Raw genomic sequence first — 14,285 nt, 5'->3', positions numbered from 1 at the left:
TAGATTATAGGAGGGTAGCAGATGTCACTGATTAACTTAGAAAAAATAACTGTTGCTTATGGTAACAATGTTATTTTAAAAGATTTAGACTTAAAGGTAGAAAAAGGTCAGCTTGTGTCTTTATTAGGACCTAGTGGCTGTGGTAAGACTACTACATTAAGATTGATTGCAGGTTTCTTAGATTCGCAAGGTGGAAAATTTATCTTTGATGGCAAAGATTATTCTAATATTCCTGTTCATAAGAGAAATTTCGGATTTGTTTTTCAGAGCTATGCATTATTTCCACACCTAAGTGTATATGACAATGTAGCTTTTGGATTGAATCTTAGAAAGGTTGGCAAGTCTGAAACGAGAAAAAGAGTTTTAGAAATACTCGAAATCGTAGATTTACTTCCTCTTGAAAAGAGATTTCCAGCAGAGCTATCAGGTGGTCAAAGGCAAAGAGTTGCTTTGGCAAGAGCTTTAGTAATTAAGCCCGACCTGTTATTGTTGGATGAGCCCTTAAGTAATCTAGATGCCAAATTGAGAGTGAAAATGAGGGTTGAAATAAGAAAAATACAGCAGGAGCTAGGTATTACAACTGTATATGTAACTCATGATCAGGAAGAGTGTTTCTCTATTTCAGATAGTGTTGCCATCATGAACAATGGTGTTATTGAGCAGATGGATGAGCCATCAACGATTTACAAGTATCCAACAAGTGAATTCGTAGCAAGATTTGTTGGCTTTGAGAACTTTGTCGATTTAAAGCTGATTTCTAAAAAGGACAAATCCTTAGAGCTAAAAGCCAATAATGATACTAGCTTTATTGTAGATAATTTAGATATGTATGATAGTATAGAACCTTCTAAAGGAGTTATAAGGCCAGATGATTTAATAATTAGCAGTATAAACTCCAATGAAAGTACTAACATGATAAATGGAAAGATACTAGTTAGAACATTTCTGGGAAGGGATTATCAATACGAGGTAGAGACAGAGCTTGGAACCTTCCTTGTAAACCACGAGGCTCTAGAGACCTTTGAAGTAGGCGATAAAGTAAGTGTCTACTTCCCTAAAGATAAGATTATTTTAGTAAAATAAAATAAATTATTAATCTATGAGGAGGATTATCAAATGAAGAAGATTAGCTTATTATTAGTACTATTAATAGCATTGTCAATGTTTATGGTGGCATGTTCACCTGCAGCAGATGACAATAAACCTAATGGTGACAACTCAGAACAAGGGAACTCAGGTAAACCTACAGAATTAGTTATTTCAACTTGGGGATTTAATGAAGATTTATTAAGAAAGAATATCTATGAACCATTTGAAAAGGCTAATAATGTAAAGATTGTATTAGAAGTAGGCAACAATGCTGACAGACTTAACAAACTAAGACTAGGCAGCAGCAATGTGGATATTATTCAAATAGCAGAAGGCTTTGCAATCCAAGCAATATCAGAAGGATTATTTGAAAAGATTGACCGTTCAAATATACCAAATATAGAAAATCTATATGATGTTGCTAAGGCACCATTTGGTGAAGATTATGGTCCTGCATATACTGTAGGAAGATATGGAATCATGTATGATGAAGCTAAAGTAAGTAAGCCAATTGAATCATGGGCTGACCTTTGGGATGAATCTCTAGCTAAACAGATAACAGTTCCAGATATCACAACAACGGCTGGACCTTTCATGCCTTTCATAGTAGCTGATGTAGAAGGTCTTGATGTTAAAAAAGACACAGATGCAATTTTTGGCAAGATTAAAGCTTTAGACAATAATATAGTAAAGATTTATTCTAAATCATCTGAGGTCGTAAACATGTTCAGCCAAGGTGAAGTATCTGTAGTTGCTGGACAAGACTTCTCATTTGGCCAAGTTAAAGAAGCAGTTCCTACAGCAAAATGGGTAGATCCTAAGGAAGGTGCTTATGCTGTAGTAAATACAATCAATATAGTAAAAGGCACTAAAAACAAAGAATTAGCTGAAAAGTTTATAGATTGGATTCTAAGTGAAGAAGTTCAGAAAGCTAATGCGATTGATAAAGTAGATTCACCAGCTAATAAAAATGTAGTACTTACAGAAGAAGAAGCTGAAGGATTGACATATGGTGCTGATGTAATAGATAAATTGATATTAGCAGACTGGGATTACATTAACAGCGTTAATAGCGAATGGATAGAAAGATGGAATAAGGAAATAACAAGTGGCAATTAATAAGCAATAAAGATAAGCACCTAGGAAAATCTAGGTGCTTATCTTGTATAATATATTTTAGTCTAGGGAAAATTCTTTACTATTAAAAGCATAATAAAATTGATGCTAGGGAGGCGAATAAGTGATATGCTGATAAAAAATGTAATTGTTTTAACTATGAACTCTAATAAGGATATAATTGAAAACGGTGTAGTTGTTATTGATAATGATGTTATTGTAGATATTGGTGGAAACGAATTATTGAGCAAATACCCTGACCATGAAATCATAGATGGAGAAGAAGGTATACTGGTTCCAGGCTTTGTAAATGCACATACTCACTGTGCCATGACAGCTTTTAGAAGTCTTGGAGATGATGTTGCTGACAGATTAAAGAGATATTTATTTCCTTTAGAGAAAATGCTGGTAGACAAAGAATTAGTTTCTCTAGGGTCCAAATACGGTATCTGTGAAATGGCCTTATCAGGAGTGACTACCTTTGCTGATATGTACTACTATGAGGATGAAGTAGCAAAATCAACTAAAGAGGTTGGTCTAAGAGGAGTACTGGGAGAAACCATAGTGGACTTCGTAGCTCCTGATGCAGACAAAGCCTATGAGGGATTGGATTATTGCCAGTGGTTCATTGACAAGTGGAAGGAGGATGAATTGATTATTCCTTCTGTTGCACCTCATGCACCATATACTAATGATACTGAGCACCTGCAAAAAGCCCTTAACCTTGCTGAGAGCAAAGATGTTCCTATATTGATGCACATAGCAGAAATGACTTATGAAAGTGAAAAGTATATGAAGGAGTATAATTTAACTCCTGTGCAATATTTAGATAAAATAGGAGTCTTAAACTCTAGAATGGTTGGTGCACATCTTATATACGTAAATAATGAAGATTTAAGAATATTAAAGGAAAAAGAAGTAGGTATTTCACATAATATTGGTGCTAATGCTAAAGGAGCACATGGTGTTGCACCTGCATATAAGATGTATAATATGAATTTGAAGCTTGGATTAGGTACAGACGGACCTATGAGTGGCAATACTTTAGATATATTTACTCAGATGGGATTAGTTGCAAAAATACATAAGCTAGTGAACAATGACAGAACAATTTTTTCAGCAGATCAAATAGTGGAAATGGCTACATTAGGTGGAGCAAGAGCTTTAAATTTAGATAGTAAAATCGGCTCAATAGAAATAGGAAAAAAAGCAGACTTGGTAATAGTTGAAACTAAATCCATAAATATGCAGCCCATCTATGATTATTATTCAGTATTAGTGTATTCAGCCAATGCCAGCAATGTCTCCACAGTTATAGTTAATGGAAAAGTCATTGTAAAGGATAAGGCTTTACTTACTCAAGATTACAGTATTTTGACTAATGAATTTAAAAATATAAAAAACAGAGTAATGTCTGCTGCTAGGAGCTTATAAAAAATAAAATAAGTATTCTTAGTCATTTTAATAATTTATATGATATACTTTTGACAAATAAATATTAAATAGAATATACTATTTATATGAATACTAAGGAATACTAAACCTAGGAGGGTTAATTATATGGACAGAAATCTGGCTTTGAATTTAGTAAGGGTTACAGAAGCGGCTGCATTATCCAGCGCAAGGTACTTAGGTAGAGGAGATAAAAACGCAGCAGACCAAGCTGCAGTAGACGGTATGAGGAAGATGTTTGATACTCTTAATATCGACGGTATTGTAGTTATTGGCGAAGGAGAAATGGATGAGGCTCCTATGCTTTATATAGGAGAGCAAATCGGCAGATGTATAAATAATAGCCTAAAGGTAGATATTGCAGTGGATCCAGTAGATGGAACTACAGCAGTGGCAAAGGGATTACCAAATGCTATTGCAGTAGTGGCTATGGCTCCAAGAGGCTGTTTACTTCATGCACCAGACATGTATATGGATAAAATAGCTGTAGGGCCAAAGGCAGCAGGTAAAATTGACATAGAAGCACCTGTAGAAGAAAATCTAATAGCAGTGGCTAAGGCTTTGAACAAGGACATATCTGATTTAACTGTTACAATAATAGATAGACCAAGACATGCTGAGCTTATAGATAAGGTAAGAAAAGCAGGAGCTAGAATAAAGCTATTTACGGATGGAGACGTGGCAGCAGCTATGGCTACTTGCTTTGAACATGCGGGAGTTGATATACTTTTAGGAATAGGTGGAGCACCGGAAGGAGTAATTGCAGCAGCAGCATTAAAATGCATGGGCGGAGAGTTCCAAGGGAAGCTATATCCAATGAATGATGAGGAAAGACAAAGATGTATTAAAATGGGCGTAGAAGATATAAATAAAGTACTTACTATGGACGACTTAGTTAAAGGAAACGAAGTGTTTTTTGCAGCTACAGGTATTTCAGATGGCGAGCTGCTAAGAGGCGTAGTCTACCATCAAAACAATGTGGCTAAGACTCATTCAATGGTAGCAAGATCAGAAACTGGAACTGTTAGATTTATTGATACTATTCATAGACTAGATAAAAAGCCTGAATATGCGAAATAATAAGATGCCCTTTATTGGGCATTTTATTGTTTATTTTTCAAAAAGTTGACTATAATCCTATATAATGATACTATTAATATAAATTTAATACACTTCTCTTTGCTTTTCCTGCGAATATTCAATTGTTATCTTGAGTCTTAATTTTCCCATATATTATGACAATAGTATGGAAATTAATTATATATATTTAATGTTTTTTGGAGGTGTAAGTTTGAATCCCAATGATTTACAGAAAAAGAAGTTAGATGAACTTCGCCAGATAGCTAAAAATCTGGAAATTAAAAGTATTACAAAATACAAAAAAGACGAGCTAATAGATATTATTTTACAGAATTCTATGAAGGAAGAGTCTCAGACTTTGAAGCCAGTAAGCGTAGAAGAAAATAATGGCTATACATTAACTGAGACAATTGCAAAAAGACCACATGAAAAAATACATGCATATGTACAAAATGGAGAATCTGCTGAAGCTGAGGGAATACTAGAGCTTCATACAGATGGCTATGGTTTTTTGCGTTCACAAAATTATTTATCTGGAGATGATGATATATATGTATCTCCTTCTCAGATAAGAAGGTTTAATTTAGGAACTGGAGACAAGATATTTGGTATTACCAGGCCGCCAAAATCAGGAGAAAGATACAGGGCTTTATTATACGTAAAAGCAGTGAATGGAGAAAATCCAGAAACAGCCACTAAAAGGCCAGACTTTGAGACATTGACTCCCATTTTTCCCAATAGGAGAATATCACTTGAAACAAACCACAGCGAGCTATCGACAAGATTATTAGATTTAATAGCACCTATAGGAAAAGGGCAAAGAGGAATGATAGTAGCCCCCCCTAAAGCAGGTAAAACTACTTTTCTTAAGAAAATCGCCAATGGAATTGTGCAAAATCACCCTGAAATCGAAATAATAATATTATTGATAGATGAAAGACCAGAAGAGGTCACAGATATGAAAAGATCTGTAAAAGGTGATGTGGTATATTCTACATTTGATGAATTGCCTGGAAATCACGTAAAGGTCGCAGAAATTGTCCTTGAAAGAGCAAAGAGACTAGTGGAGCACGGTAAGGATGTAGTCATACTTTTAGATAGTATTACAAGACTTGCTAGAGCCTATAATCTTACAATACCACCAACTGGGAGAACATTATCAGGAGGATTGGATCCAGGTGCACTACATAAACCTAAAAGGTTTTTTGGTGCGGCAAGAAATATAGAAGAGGGTGGAAGCCTTACAATACTTGCTACGGCTCTTGTAGAGACAGGCAGTAGAATGGACGATGTAATATTTGAAGAATTCAAGGGAACAGGAAACATGGAAATCCATCTAGACAGAAAGCTTTCAGAAAAGAGAGTATTCCCTGCCATAGATATAAACAAATCTGGTACTAGAAGAGAAGATTTACTTATGAATCAAAAAGAACTTGAGACAATATGGGGAATAAGAAAGGCATTAAGCAATGCTCCTGTATCAGAGGTTACAGAAACACTAATAAAACAGTTAGTGCTGACAAAGACTAATGATGAATTTATAAATAGTATTAGAAATAAAATGTGGGAATAGTTTTGTCATTCTGAGAAGAAGTCGAAGAATCTCCTGTTTTCAATAAATAGAAGATCCTCCCCCCAACGTTAAAGATGACAAGCTAGGATTTGCCTGTATTATTTTATTGAAATGCTTATAAATTTATGCTATACTATACTAGTTGAAAACTGATTACTTTTAAATATACAGTTAACAGAGTTTGAAGAGAGGTGAAATCAATGAAAGCAGGAATCCATCCAAACTACAAAAAAGCTACTGTAACATGTGCATGTGGAAATACATTCGAAACAGGTTCAGTTAAGGATGAATTAAAAGTAGAAATTTGTTCAGAATGTCATCCATTCTTTACAGGACGTCAAAAATTTGTTGACAAAGGCGGACGCGTTGATAAATTCAAGAAAAAATACGGTATTAAATAATAACTACTTAGGTCTGTCTGATAGGTTAGATGCCATTGGCTTCTAACCTTTATTGTTTTTGACTTACTTGATATTTTGGGGGTGTAGCAAGTTGGCCAAGTTATATTTTAGATATGGAGCGATGAACTGTGGCAAATCAACTAACCTGATGCAGGTAGCCTATAACTATGAAGAAAGAGGCATGAAGGTCATTATAATAAAGCCTTTAATAGATACTAAGGGAGGAAATCAGGTAGTATCTAGATTAGGTATAACTAGGGATGTTGACCTGTTATTGGAGAGGGAAAAAAATGTTTATGATGTAGTTGAGAAATGGAACGAGGAAAATTGGAAAATAGATTGTATTCTTGTAGATGAAGCACAATTCTTTCCAAAGCATCAAATTGATGAATTTTTTGAGATTGCAGTAAAGATGAATATTCCAGTCATTTGCTATGGACTTAGAACTGATTTTCAGATGGTAGGCTTTGAAGGTAGTGAGAGACTGTTACTTATAGCACACAGTATAGAGGAGTTAAAAACTATTTGCTCATGTGGCAAAAAAGCAATATGCAATGCAAGAAAAGTAAACGGTAAATATATATTTGAAGGTGAGCAAGTAGCCATAGATCGTGAAAACAATATTGAATATGAATCACTTTGCGGAGAATGTTATATTAGAGAAAAAATGCATAGGGCTGGTTTTAAAGGCCACTGAAAAAGTCCTTTTTGTCATCCAGAGCGTCAGCGAAGGAGCTCTCATGCATTGAAAACATAAGATTCTTCGACTGCGTCTCAGAATGACAAATAAATCTGTGCTTCGAGACTGCGGAAAACGAGGTGTGCTGGGAATAGTTCTTTTTTTAGAGATTTGAACTATTCCTATTTTATTTTTTTGAAACAAAAACTAAAATAATTCGTCTAGCTAATAGGATTGATAAATAATTTTGCCTTATTGATAATAGTATGTAATAATGTTCAATAAACAGGGTAGAAGTAAAAAAACTTCGAAGGAGAATTAGCAAATGACTATAAAGAAAAAATACATAGCAATTATTTCAGTGGTTATTGTACTGTCTTCAGCTCTTATAAGCTTTTCCTATGCAGGAAAAAATAGTGTGACTATTTCGTTGGCAGGTGACATGCTATTAGGTGATTCAGTAGGAAACCACATAGATAAACATGGTGTGGATTATCCTTGGGAAAATGTGAAGGAGATTCTTCTCGATTCTGACTTATCACTAGTTAATATGGAATGTACAGTGGGAACTGCTGGGGAGCCTCAAGACAAGCAATATACATATAGAGCAAAGCCAGAGACCTTAAAAGGTCTAGTAAATGCTGGAATTAATGGAGTTTCACTTGCTAATAACCATTCTCTTGACTTTGGGAGAGAATGCTTTGTAGAGACTCTAGATAATCTAGAGAACTATAATATCAAATATGTAGGCGGCGGTAAAGATATTAAAGCCGCATATGAACCTGCTATATGGGAAATAAATGGAGTAAATGTTGGATTTATAGGTTTTTCGAGAGTAACGCCTCATGTAGATTGGTATGCTACAGAAAACAGGGCAGGAATTTCTAATGGATATGACAGCAATGCGAAAAATATGCTTCAGGCAGTGCAGCAGGCAAAGGAGAATGTGGATTTTCTTATAGTGTCTCTTCATTGGGGGACTGAACAAGCAGATTATCCTAGGGATAATGATGTAGCCATAGCTAAAGAGCTAATAGACAGCGGAGCAGATTGTATAATGGGACATCATCCTCATGTGCTTCAAGGAATTGAGTTCTACAAGAATAGACCTATTGTCTATAGTTTAGGCAATTTTGTATTTGGTGCTAAAGGAGAACGAACTACCCAAACTATGATATTCAATATGGAAATAAATAAAGATGGGATAATAAATACTAGTATAATTCCAGGAAGAATAAAGCTAGGACAACCAAATATATCTGAGGGAGAAGACAGGGAGAATACAATAGAACTAATAAATAAGCTGTCATCGGATTGGGGCACAAAGGTTTTAGATAATGGAAATATCATTGGGAATATAGAGTATGTATCTCATAACGAGTCAGAGAATGGCAAGGGAAAGGGCAGCAGTGATGTAGATGGAACAGAAAGCTCATCTGATGATGAAGCTTTTAATGAGAATGGAATTGAGAAGGACAATAGAAAATTTGATATTGAAACACTTGTAGACTTTCTTACTGAATATGGCTTAAAGGTGTTTATAATTAGTGGAGTATTATCTGTAGCACTGATGGTTATTGTGATTGTGAATACTAAAAGGATAAGGTAGTATTTATAGTATCTAAGGATTTTGGGTACTAGAAGCAAGGGGTTATTTTTTTAAAGTAATGAAAATTATTTTTAATGTAATAGAATTTATCTATAATGTTAGGATTAGCTATAGACAAAAACTATTAGTAAAAGTTTATTGTTCGTAATAGAATTCTATTGGGAACAAATAAAAACAAGCTATACATAGGAGGCATAAAATGAAGACAAGAAAATCAATAATTATTGTGTTAAGCTTACTATTAGTTTTTGCATTAGCATTGACTGGATGTACACAAAATAATCAGGCAGTGGATGGTGAAAAAAATAACAATGATAGCTCATTTAAAGCTCAAATAACTTTCAATGGCTCATCAACACTTGCACCAGTAATTTCAGCCATAGCAACTGATTTTATAGAAGGAAATACTACATGGAACAATGTAGATGCAAGCTTTCCAGAAGAAAATATAGCAATTTACGTATCTGCTGGCGGTTCAGGAGCAGGAGTTAAGGCAGTGTTAGATAATACTTCTGATTTCGGTATGCTAGCTAGAGAAATCAAAGACGAAGAATTAGAAAAAATAGGGGATGCAAAAGTATTTATGCTTGGAATAGATGCGCTAACAATATCTGTAAATCCAGAAAACCCTATATTACAAATAAAAGATGATTTAACTACAGAGGAAGTAAAAAAGATATTTGCAGGCGAATATAAATACTGGGATGAAGTAGAAAGCAGTCTTCCACATAAGGAAATAGTAGTAGTTATCAGAGACCTAAGTGGTGGAGCTCACGAGGTATTTCAAAAAAGCGTAATGAAAGAAGCACAAATCAGAGAGGATGCTATACAATCCCCATCAATGGGAGCATTAGTAACTAAAATAATCGAAAATAAGGATGCAATAGGATATGCATCATTTGGAATGGTTAATCAAAATGCAGGAAAGCTTATCCCTCTAAAAGTAGATGGAGTTGAAGCTACAGAAGAAAATATAGTAAATGGTTCATATAAAATATCCAGACCACTTATAGCAGTTAAGCGAGGAGAATTAACTCCTGAACAGAAAGCTTTTATGGATTTAGTCACATCTGAAAAGGGAGCAGATACTATAGAAAAAATGGGATTTGTACCTGTAAGATAAATATTATTAGTCATTAAAAAATTCAGGGGATGCAGTCCTCTGAATTTTTTAATTAAATGAGATTTTTGCCACGGCTTAGGATGACAGGTGTCCCGTCTGCATCATTCTAAGCGAAGCGAAGAATTTCTTTGTGAGGTGCACATATGTATAGAATATTAGATAAAGCATTTAGCATTATAATAAAGCTACTGACACTATTTTCTCTATTGCTATTGGCTTTCGTAATAATATTTATATTCAAGGAAAGCTTTGTTTTTTTCAAGGAAGTATCAATATTCAAATTCATATCAGGTAGAATATGGAACCCTTTGTCATCTCCGGATAAATTATCAATACTAAATATAATACTGGGAACATTGTATGTAGCCTTTGTAGCCATTGTCATAGCATTACCAATAGGTGTAGGCAGTGCCCTATTATTATCCGGATATATTAAAGGCAGAAGAAGAACTATAATCAGAGGAATTATAGATATATTAGGAGGAATACCTTCAGTAGTATATGGATTTATAGGTCTTTTGGTGTTAGTAAAGTTTTTTGAGGTTAAATTTGATTTTCCCACTGGAGAGTCAGTATTAGCAGGAGGTATACTTCTCTCCTTAATGGTGCTTCCATATATAATATCAACCTGTGATGAAACTATGGAAAAGGTATATAATTCTCATTTATCCTCTTCTCAGGCTCTAGGTGTTTCAAATAATTATTTTATAAGAAAGCTTGTATTAGTAGAGAGTAAAAAAGGCATAATAGCAGCAGTAGTGCTGGCACTGGGCAGAGCTATGGGGGAAACCATGGCAGTGATGATGGTTATAGGAAATGCACCTATGGCACCAAAATTGCTTGGAAAAGCTCAGACAATACCTTCACTTATTGCACTTGAAATGGGCATGGCAGAGGTAGGCAGCTTACATTATCATGGACTTTTTGCAGCAGGATTTGTATTGATGATTATGATTTTGATAATCAACATAATCATATATTATGTAAAGAGAAGTATAAGCTTGTAAATTATTAGAGAGGACCCTATTTATGAGAGAAAAAATAAAGGCAATTCTATTTAAATTGTGGATTACATTAAGTGCAATAATAGTACTTTCCTCTGTGGTATTTATATTTGCATATATTACAAAAAATGGGATAGGCTCCATAAATCTTGAATTCATATTTGGAAAACCTAAAGGCATACCATTAGGCTCAGAGGGAGGAATATTTCCAGCTATTGCAGGCAGCTTGCTGTTAACGCTTATTGCTTGTATTTTTGCAATGATACTGGCTATTTCTACAGCAATATATGTCGTATTCTACTGTGAATCTAAAAAAATAGAAAGCATGGTTCATGTAATAGTACAATGTATGGCTGGAGTTCCATCTATAGTTCTAGGACTTTTTGGATATACGCTTTTGGTAGCTAATTTAAAGCTAGGCAGATCATTATTATCTGGTGGTATAACTCTAGGAATAATGATATTTCCTTTTATACAGGTAAGGGTGGAAAAAACATTGAGAGAAATCAACTTTTCGCTGGTCAATTCATCCTATGCCCTTGGAGTGTCAAAATCATATACTCTCTTTAAGCTAGTATTACCTATGTGTAGGGCAGACATAGTATCTGCTATAACACTTGCAGGAGGCTTTGCCATGGGAGCGGCTGCTCCTATAATACTTACAGCAGCAGTAATATTTGCCCCTACTCCAAAATCATTATCTTCTCCAGTAATGGCACTACCTTTTCACCTTTACATTCTCACAGGAGAAGGAATTTCATTAGAAAAATCATATGCAACAGCATTAGTGCTGATATTGCTTTTATTTATTATAAATATACTGTCATTAGCTCTAACCTTTAGACGAAAGGAGCTTAAATAAATGAATATCATTGAATTAGCCTCTTTAGAGGCATACTATGGAAATAAAAGAATACTGAATAATATAAATATGAAAATTAAAAGGAATAAGATAACCGCAATAATAGGGCCATCAGGCTGTGGTAAATCAACTCTTTTAGCGGCTCTAAATAGAATGCTAGAAGAAAATGGTGGAGGAATACAGGGTGAGATAATTTTTGACGGGAAAAATATATTATCTTATCCAAAAGAAGACGTAAGAAAAAGAATTGGAATAGTATTTCAAAAGCCTGCTCCATTTCCAATGTCAATATATAAAAATCTTATCTATGCACCTATGTACTATGGAATAAGGGACAGAAAAAAGCTTGATGAAATGGTAGAGAGTAAATTAAAGGTATCTGGACTTTTAGAGGAAGTAAAAAATGATTTAAATATGTCTGCATTGAAGCTATCGGGTGGACAACAACAAAGACTCTGCATAGCAAGAGCTCTTACAGTAGAGCCAGAGGTATTGCTGCTAGATGAACCCTGCTCTGCATTAGATGTGAAAAACACAGCTAATATAGAAGAAATGCTTCTGAAGCTTTCAGAGAACTATACTATAATTATAGTTACACATAATTTGCAGCAGGCTAAAAGAATTTCAGACTATACAGCATTCATACTAGATGGAGAGCTTGTGGAATACGACGAAACTGAAAAAATATTTAATGCTCCAGAAGACAAGAGAACGAGAGAATATATCGAAGGAATATATGGTTAAAAGAAGCCGTGGAAGCGGTGGTGATAGTTAAGATTTTATAAAGTAAAAATAAAATAATTGAAGATACTATACTAATATGGTAAACTATGGACAAGGTAATCGGAAAAGCAGGGTGTGGTTGCCGCCTCATTTCACAAAGGAAGGAGGTGGTGTGGTATGAGTACATATCAAGCGATATCTTTAATGATTGCGTTTGGAGTACTATTAATATCACTTATCTCCTATTTAGATAGGGATAAAAGCCGAAAAAAATAATCACCCTGCCTGCACGCAGTGTGATTATATGAATTAAATCACCTTTGCGGCAACCGCACCATGCGGTACCGATTACCTTACTTTTATTATACCACAAGTTGGATAAAAGTAAACATTTTAAAATATATATTGCTATTGATTCATAACCAGTATAGAACCTAAATTACTTCTAGGAGGATATTTTATGTTAATCTATAACATACCAGGTATAGGAAAAATAGAGATAGAAAATGTAGTATTTGACTACAATGGTACTATAGCAGTAGATGGAAAGCTTATAGATGATGCTAAAAAGCTTATATTAAAGCTAAAGGAATATGCTAATATACATATACTCACAGCTGACACCTATGGGACAGTAGAAAAAGAATGTATGAAGCTAGGTGTAAAAGTAGCCACATTCCCAAAGGAAATGGCTAGTCTTTCGAAAAAGGAAATAGTAGAGAATCTTAATCCAGAAAAGACTATTTGTGTAGGAAACGGATACAATGACATTGAGATGTTTAAAATATGCAAAATATCAATAGCTGTCATGGAGAACGAAGGCTGCAGCGGAAAACTATTAGCTCACTCAGACATAGTGACTGGCTCCATAAATGATGCTATAAATATTATTTTATATGAAAACAGAATGAAGGCTACATTGAGAAACTGAAAGACCTGGGAAGCTATACTTAGGTTGTTTCTAAAATATTTACACTTACCACTACCAAAACCATCATTAATAATATATAATAATATCTAACATATATCTATTGTCCGAAAAATGAAAAAAGTTATATGTATAAGGTGGTGAGTTTGTGGATGAAGAAATGATAAAAGTATTAAGTGACTTACTAGATGAAAAATTAGAGCCTATTAAGGCAAAGCTAGATGATCATACAGTGATATTGAAAAATCATTCAGAAATACTTAATCAGCATAGCATTAAACTGGACGAACATACCCAAATTCTTAGAGCATTAGAGCATTTAGCGCAGGTAAATAAGGCAGAACACGATAATATGGCTAATGACATAGCTCACATGAAGGGAGACATAGAAAGTATTAAAAAAGCCTCACAGGTGTTGAGCTAATAACAGCGAATAATTGGTCAGATATAGTAAAAATAAAGTCATTAATACAATAAGTATAATTATTGATGTTATCAAGTCAGGGGCTATTAATTGTTCAAAATCCCTGACTTTTTACTTTTGTATTCAATATTATTATTGTATGTTATAATAAAAATCAAAGACTAAAATTTAGGAGTGGTTTTTTTGCCAAAAATAAAAGATGTACAAAGAAAACCAAAGCAC

15 protein-coding genes are annotated in these 14,285 nt (G+C 34.3%); all 15 read left to right on the top strand.

Translation table 11 applies throughout. The annotated features are described in order from the left end of the window. Positions 1 to 21: 21 nt before the first annotated feature. Entirely contained in the window at positions 22 to 1,083 is a 1,062-nt protein-coding gene (locus tag QO263_RS00450; protein ID WP_285625124.1) for an ABC transporter ATP-binding protein, read from the top strand. Between the two features lie 33 nt (positions 1,084 to 1,116). Then, positions 1,117 to 2,208 (top strand): ABC transporter substrate-binding protein, encoded by a 1,092-nt coding sequence (locus QO263_RS00445; protein WP_285625122.1) that lies wholly within the window; start codon positions 1,117 to 1,119, stop codon positions 2,206 to 2,208. A 126-nt stretch (positions 2,209 to 2,334) separates the two neighbouring features. Then, on the top strand, positions 2,335 to 3,639 hold the full coding sequence (locus QO263_RS00440; RefSeq protein ID WP_285625119.1) for an amidohydrolase: 1,305 nt from the start codon (positions 2,335 to 2,337) through the stop codon (positions 3,637 to 3,639). A 126-nt stretch (positions 3,640 to 3,765) separates the two neighbouring features. Next, complete coding sequence (glpX, locus tag QO263_RS00435; protein WP_285625117.1) at positions 3,766 to 4,737, top strand: class II fructose-bisphosphatase; 972 nt, start codon at positions 3,766 to 3,768, stop codon at positions 4,735 to 4,737. A gap of 211 nt (positions 4,738 to 4,948) precedes the next feature. Beyond that, complete coding sequence (gene rho, locus QO263_RS00430; RefSeq protein WP_502928680.1) at positions 4,949 to 6,310, top strand: transcription termination factor Rho; 1,362 nt, start codon at positions 4,949 to 4,951, stop codon at positions 6,308 to 6,310. A gap of 200 nt (positions 6,311 to 6,510) precedes the next feature. Beyond that, positions 6,511 to 6,711 carry a 50S ribosomal protein L31 gene (rpmE, locus tag QO263_RS00425; RefSeq protein ID WP_285625114.1) on the top strand — a complete coding sequence of 67 codons (201 nt, stop codon included), beginning with the start codon at positions 6,511 to 6,513 and terminating at the stop codon, positions 6,709 to 6,711. A 91-nt stretch (positions 6,712 to 6,802) separates the two neighbouring features. Beyond that, positions 6,803 to 7,408, top strand: coding sequence for a thymidine kinase (locus QO263_RS00420; RefSeq protein ID WP_285625112.1), 606 nt, complete (start codon positions 6,803 to 6,805; stop codon positions 7,406 to 7,408). Positions 7,409 to 7,715: 307 nt separating this feature from the next. Beyond that, complete coding sequence (locus QO263_RS00415) at positions 7,716 to 8,999, top strand: CapA family protein (protein WP_285625111.1); 1,284 nt, start codon at positions 7,716 to 7,718, stop codon at positions 8,997 to 8,999. 199 nt (positions 9,000 to 9,198) lie between these two features. Beyond that, positions 9,199 to 10,122 (top strand): phosphate ABC transporter substrate-binding protein, encoded by a 924-nt coding sequence (locus tag QO263_RS00410; protein ID WP_285625109.1) that lies wholly within the window; start codon positions 9,199 to 9,201, stop codon positions 10,120 to 10,122. 143 nt (positions 10,123 to 10,265) lie between these two features. After that, complete coding sequence (gene pstC, locus QO263_RS00405; RefSeq protein ID WP_285625106.1) at positions 10,266 to 11,129, top strand: phosphate ABC transporter permease subunit PstC; 864 nt, start codon at positions 10,266 to 10,268, stop codon at positions 11,127 to 11,129. Positions 11,130 to 11,151: 22 nt separating this feature from the next. Continuing rightward, entirely contained in the window at positions 11,152 to 11,988 is an 837-nt protein-coding gene (locus QO263_RS00400; RefSeq protein WP_285625103.1) for a PstA family ABC transporter permease, read from the top strand. After that, the gene (locus tag QO263_RS00395) at positions 11,989 to 12,732 is read left to right on the top strand and encodes a phosphate ABC transporter ATP-binding protein (protein ID WP_285625100.1); all 744 of its coding nucleotides are present in this window, start codon (positions 11,989 to 11,991) and stop codon (positions 12,730 to 12,732) included. Between the two features lie 156 nt (positions 12,733 to 12,888). Next, on the top strand, positions 12,889 to 12,987 hold the full coding sequence (locus tag QO263_RS00390; protein ID WP_285625097.1) for a putative holin-like toxin: 99 nt from the start codon (positions 12,889 to 12,891) through the stop codon (positions 12,985 to 12,987). Between the two features lie 184 nt (positions 12,988 to 13,171). Further along, positions 13,172 to 13,642, top strand: coding sequence for an HAD family hydrolase (locus QO263_RS00385; protein ID WP_285625095.1), 471 nt, complete (start codon positions 13,172 to 13,174; stop codon positions 13,640 to 13,642). Between the two features lie 145 nt (positions 13,643 to 13,787). Continuing rightward, entirely contained in the window at positions 13,788 to 14,063 is a 276-nt protein-coding gene (locus tag QO263_RS00380; protein WP_285625093.1) for a hypothetical protein, read from the top strand. Positions 14,064 to 14,285 lie beyond the last annotated feature (222 nt).

Origin of the sequence: Proteiniborus sp. MB09-C3, assembly GCF_030263895.1 — a bacterium.
Taxonomy (GTDB): domain Bacteria; phylum Bacillota; class Clostridia; order Tissierellales; family Proteiniboraceae; genus Proteiniborus.
This window is presented reverse-complemented; position numbering and strand designations above follow the sequence as displayed.

What these genes read in the sequence shown, in the direction of transcription:
- QO263_RS00450 (WP_285625124.1), top strand. Translation starts at nt 22, where the DNA reads ATGTCACTGATTAACTTAGAAAAAATAACTGTTGCTTATGGTAACAAT.
- QO263_RS00445 (WP_285625122.1), top strand. Translation starts at nt 1,117, where the DNA reads ATGAAGAAGATTAGCTTATTATTAGTACTATTAATAGCATTGTCAATG.
- QO263_RS00440 (WP_285625119.1), top strand. Translation starts at nt 2,335, where the DNA reads ATGCTGATAAAAAATGTAATTGTTTTAACTATGAACTCTAATAAGGAT.
- glpX (WP_285625117.1), top strand. Translation starts at nt 3,766, where the DNA reads ATGGACAGAAATCTGGCTTTGAATTTAGTAAGGGTTACAGAAGCGGCT.
- rpmE (WP_285625114.1), top strand. Translation starts at nt 6,511, where the DNA reads ATGAAAGCAGGAATCCATCCAAACTACAAAAAAGCTACTGTAACATGT.
- QO263_RS00415 (WP_285625111.1), top strand. Translation starts at nt 7,716, where the DNA reads ATGACTATAAAGAAAAAATACATAGCAATTATTTCAGTGGTTATTGTA.
- QO263_RS00410 (WP_285625109.1), top strand. Translation starts at nt 9,199, where the DNA reads ATGAAGACAAGAAAATCAATAATTATTGTGTTAAGCTTACTATTAGTT.
- pstC (WP_285625106.1), top strand. Translation starts at nt 10,266, where the DNA reads ATGTATAGAATATTAGATAAAGCATTTAGCATTATAATAAAGCTACTG.
- QO263_RS00400 (WP_285625103.1), top strand. Translation starts at nt 11,152, where the DNA reads ATGAGAGAAAAAATAAAGGCAATTCTATTTAAATTGTGGATTACATTA.
- QO263_RS00395 (WP_285625100.1), top strand. Translation starts at nt 11,989, where the DNA reads ATGAATATCATTGAATTAGCCTCTTTAGAGGCATACTATGGAAATAAA.
- QO263_RS00390 (WP_285625097.1), top strand. Translation starts at nt 12,889, where the DNA reads ATGAGTACATATCAAGCGATATCTTTAATGATTGCGTTTGGAGTACTA.
- QO263_RS00385 (WP_285625095.1), top strand. Translation starts at nt 13,172, where the DNA reads ATGTTAATCTATAACATACCAGGTATAGGAAAAATAGAGATAGAAAAT.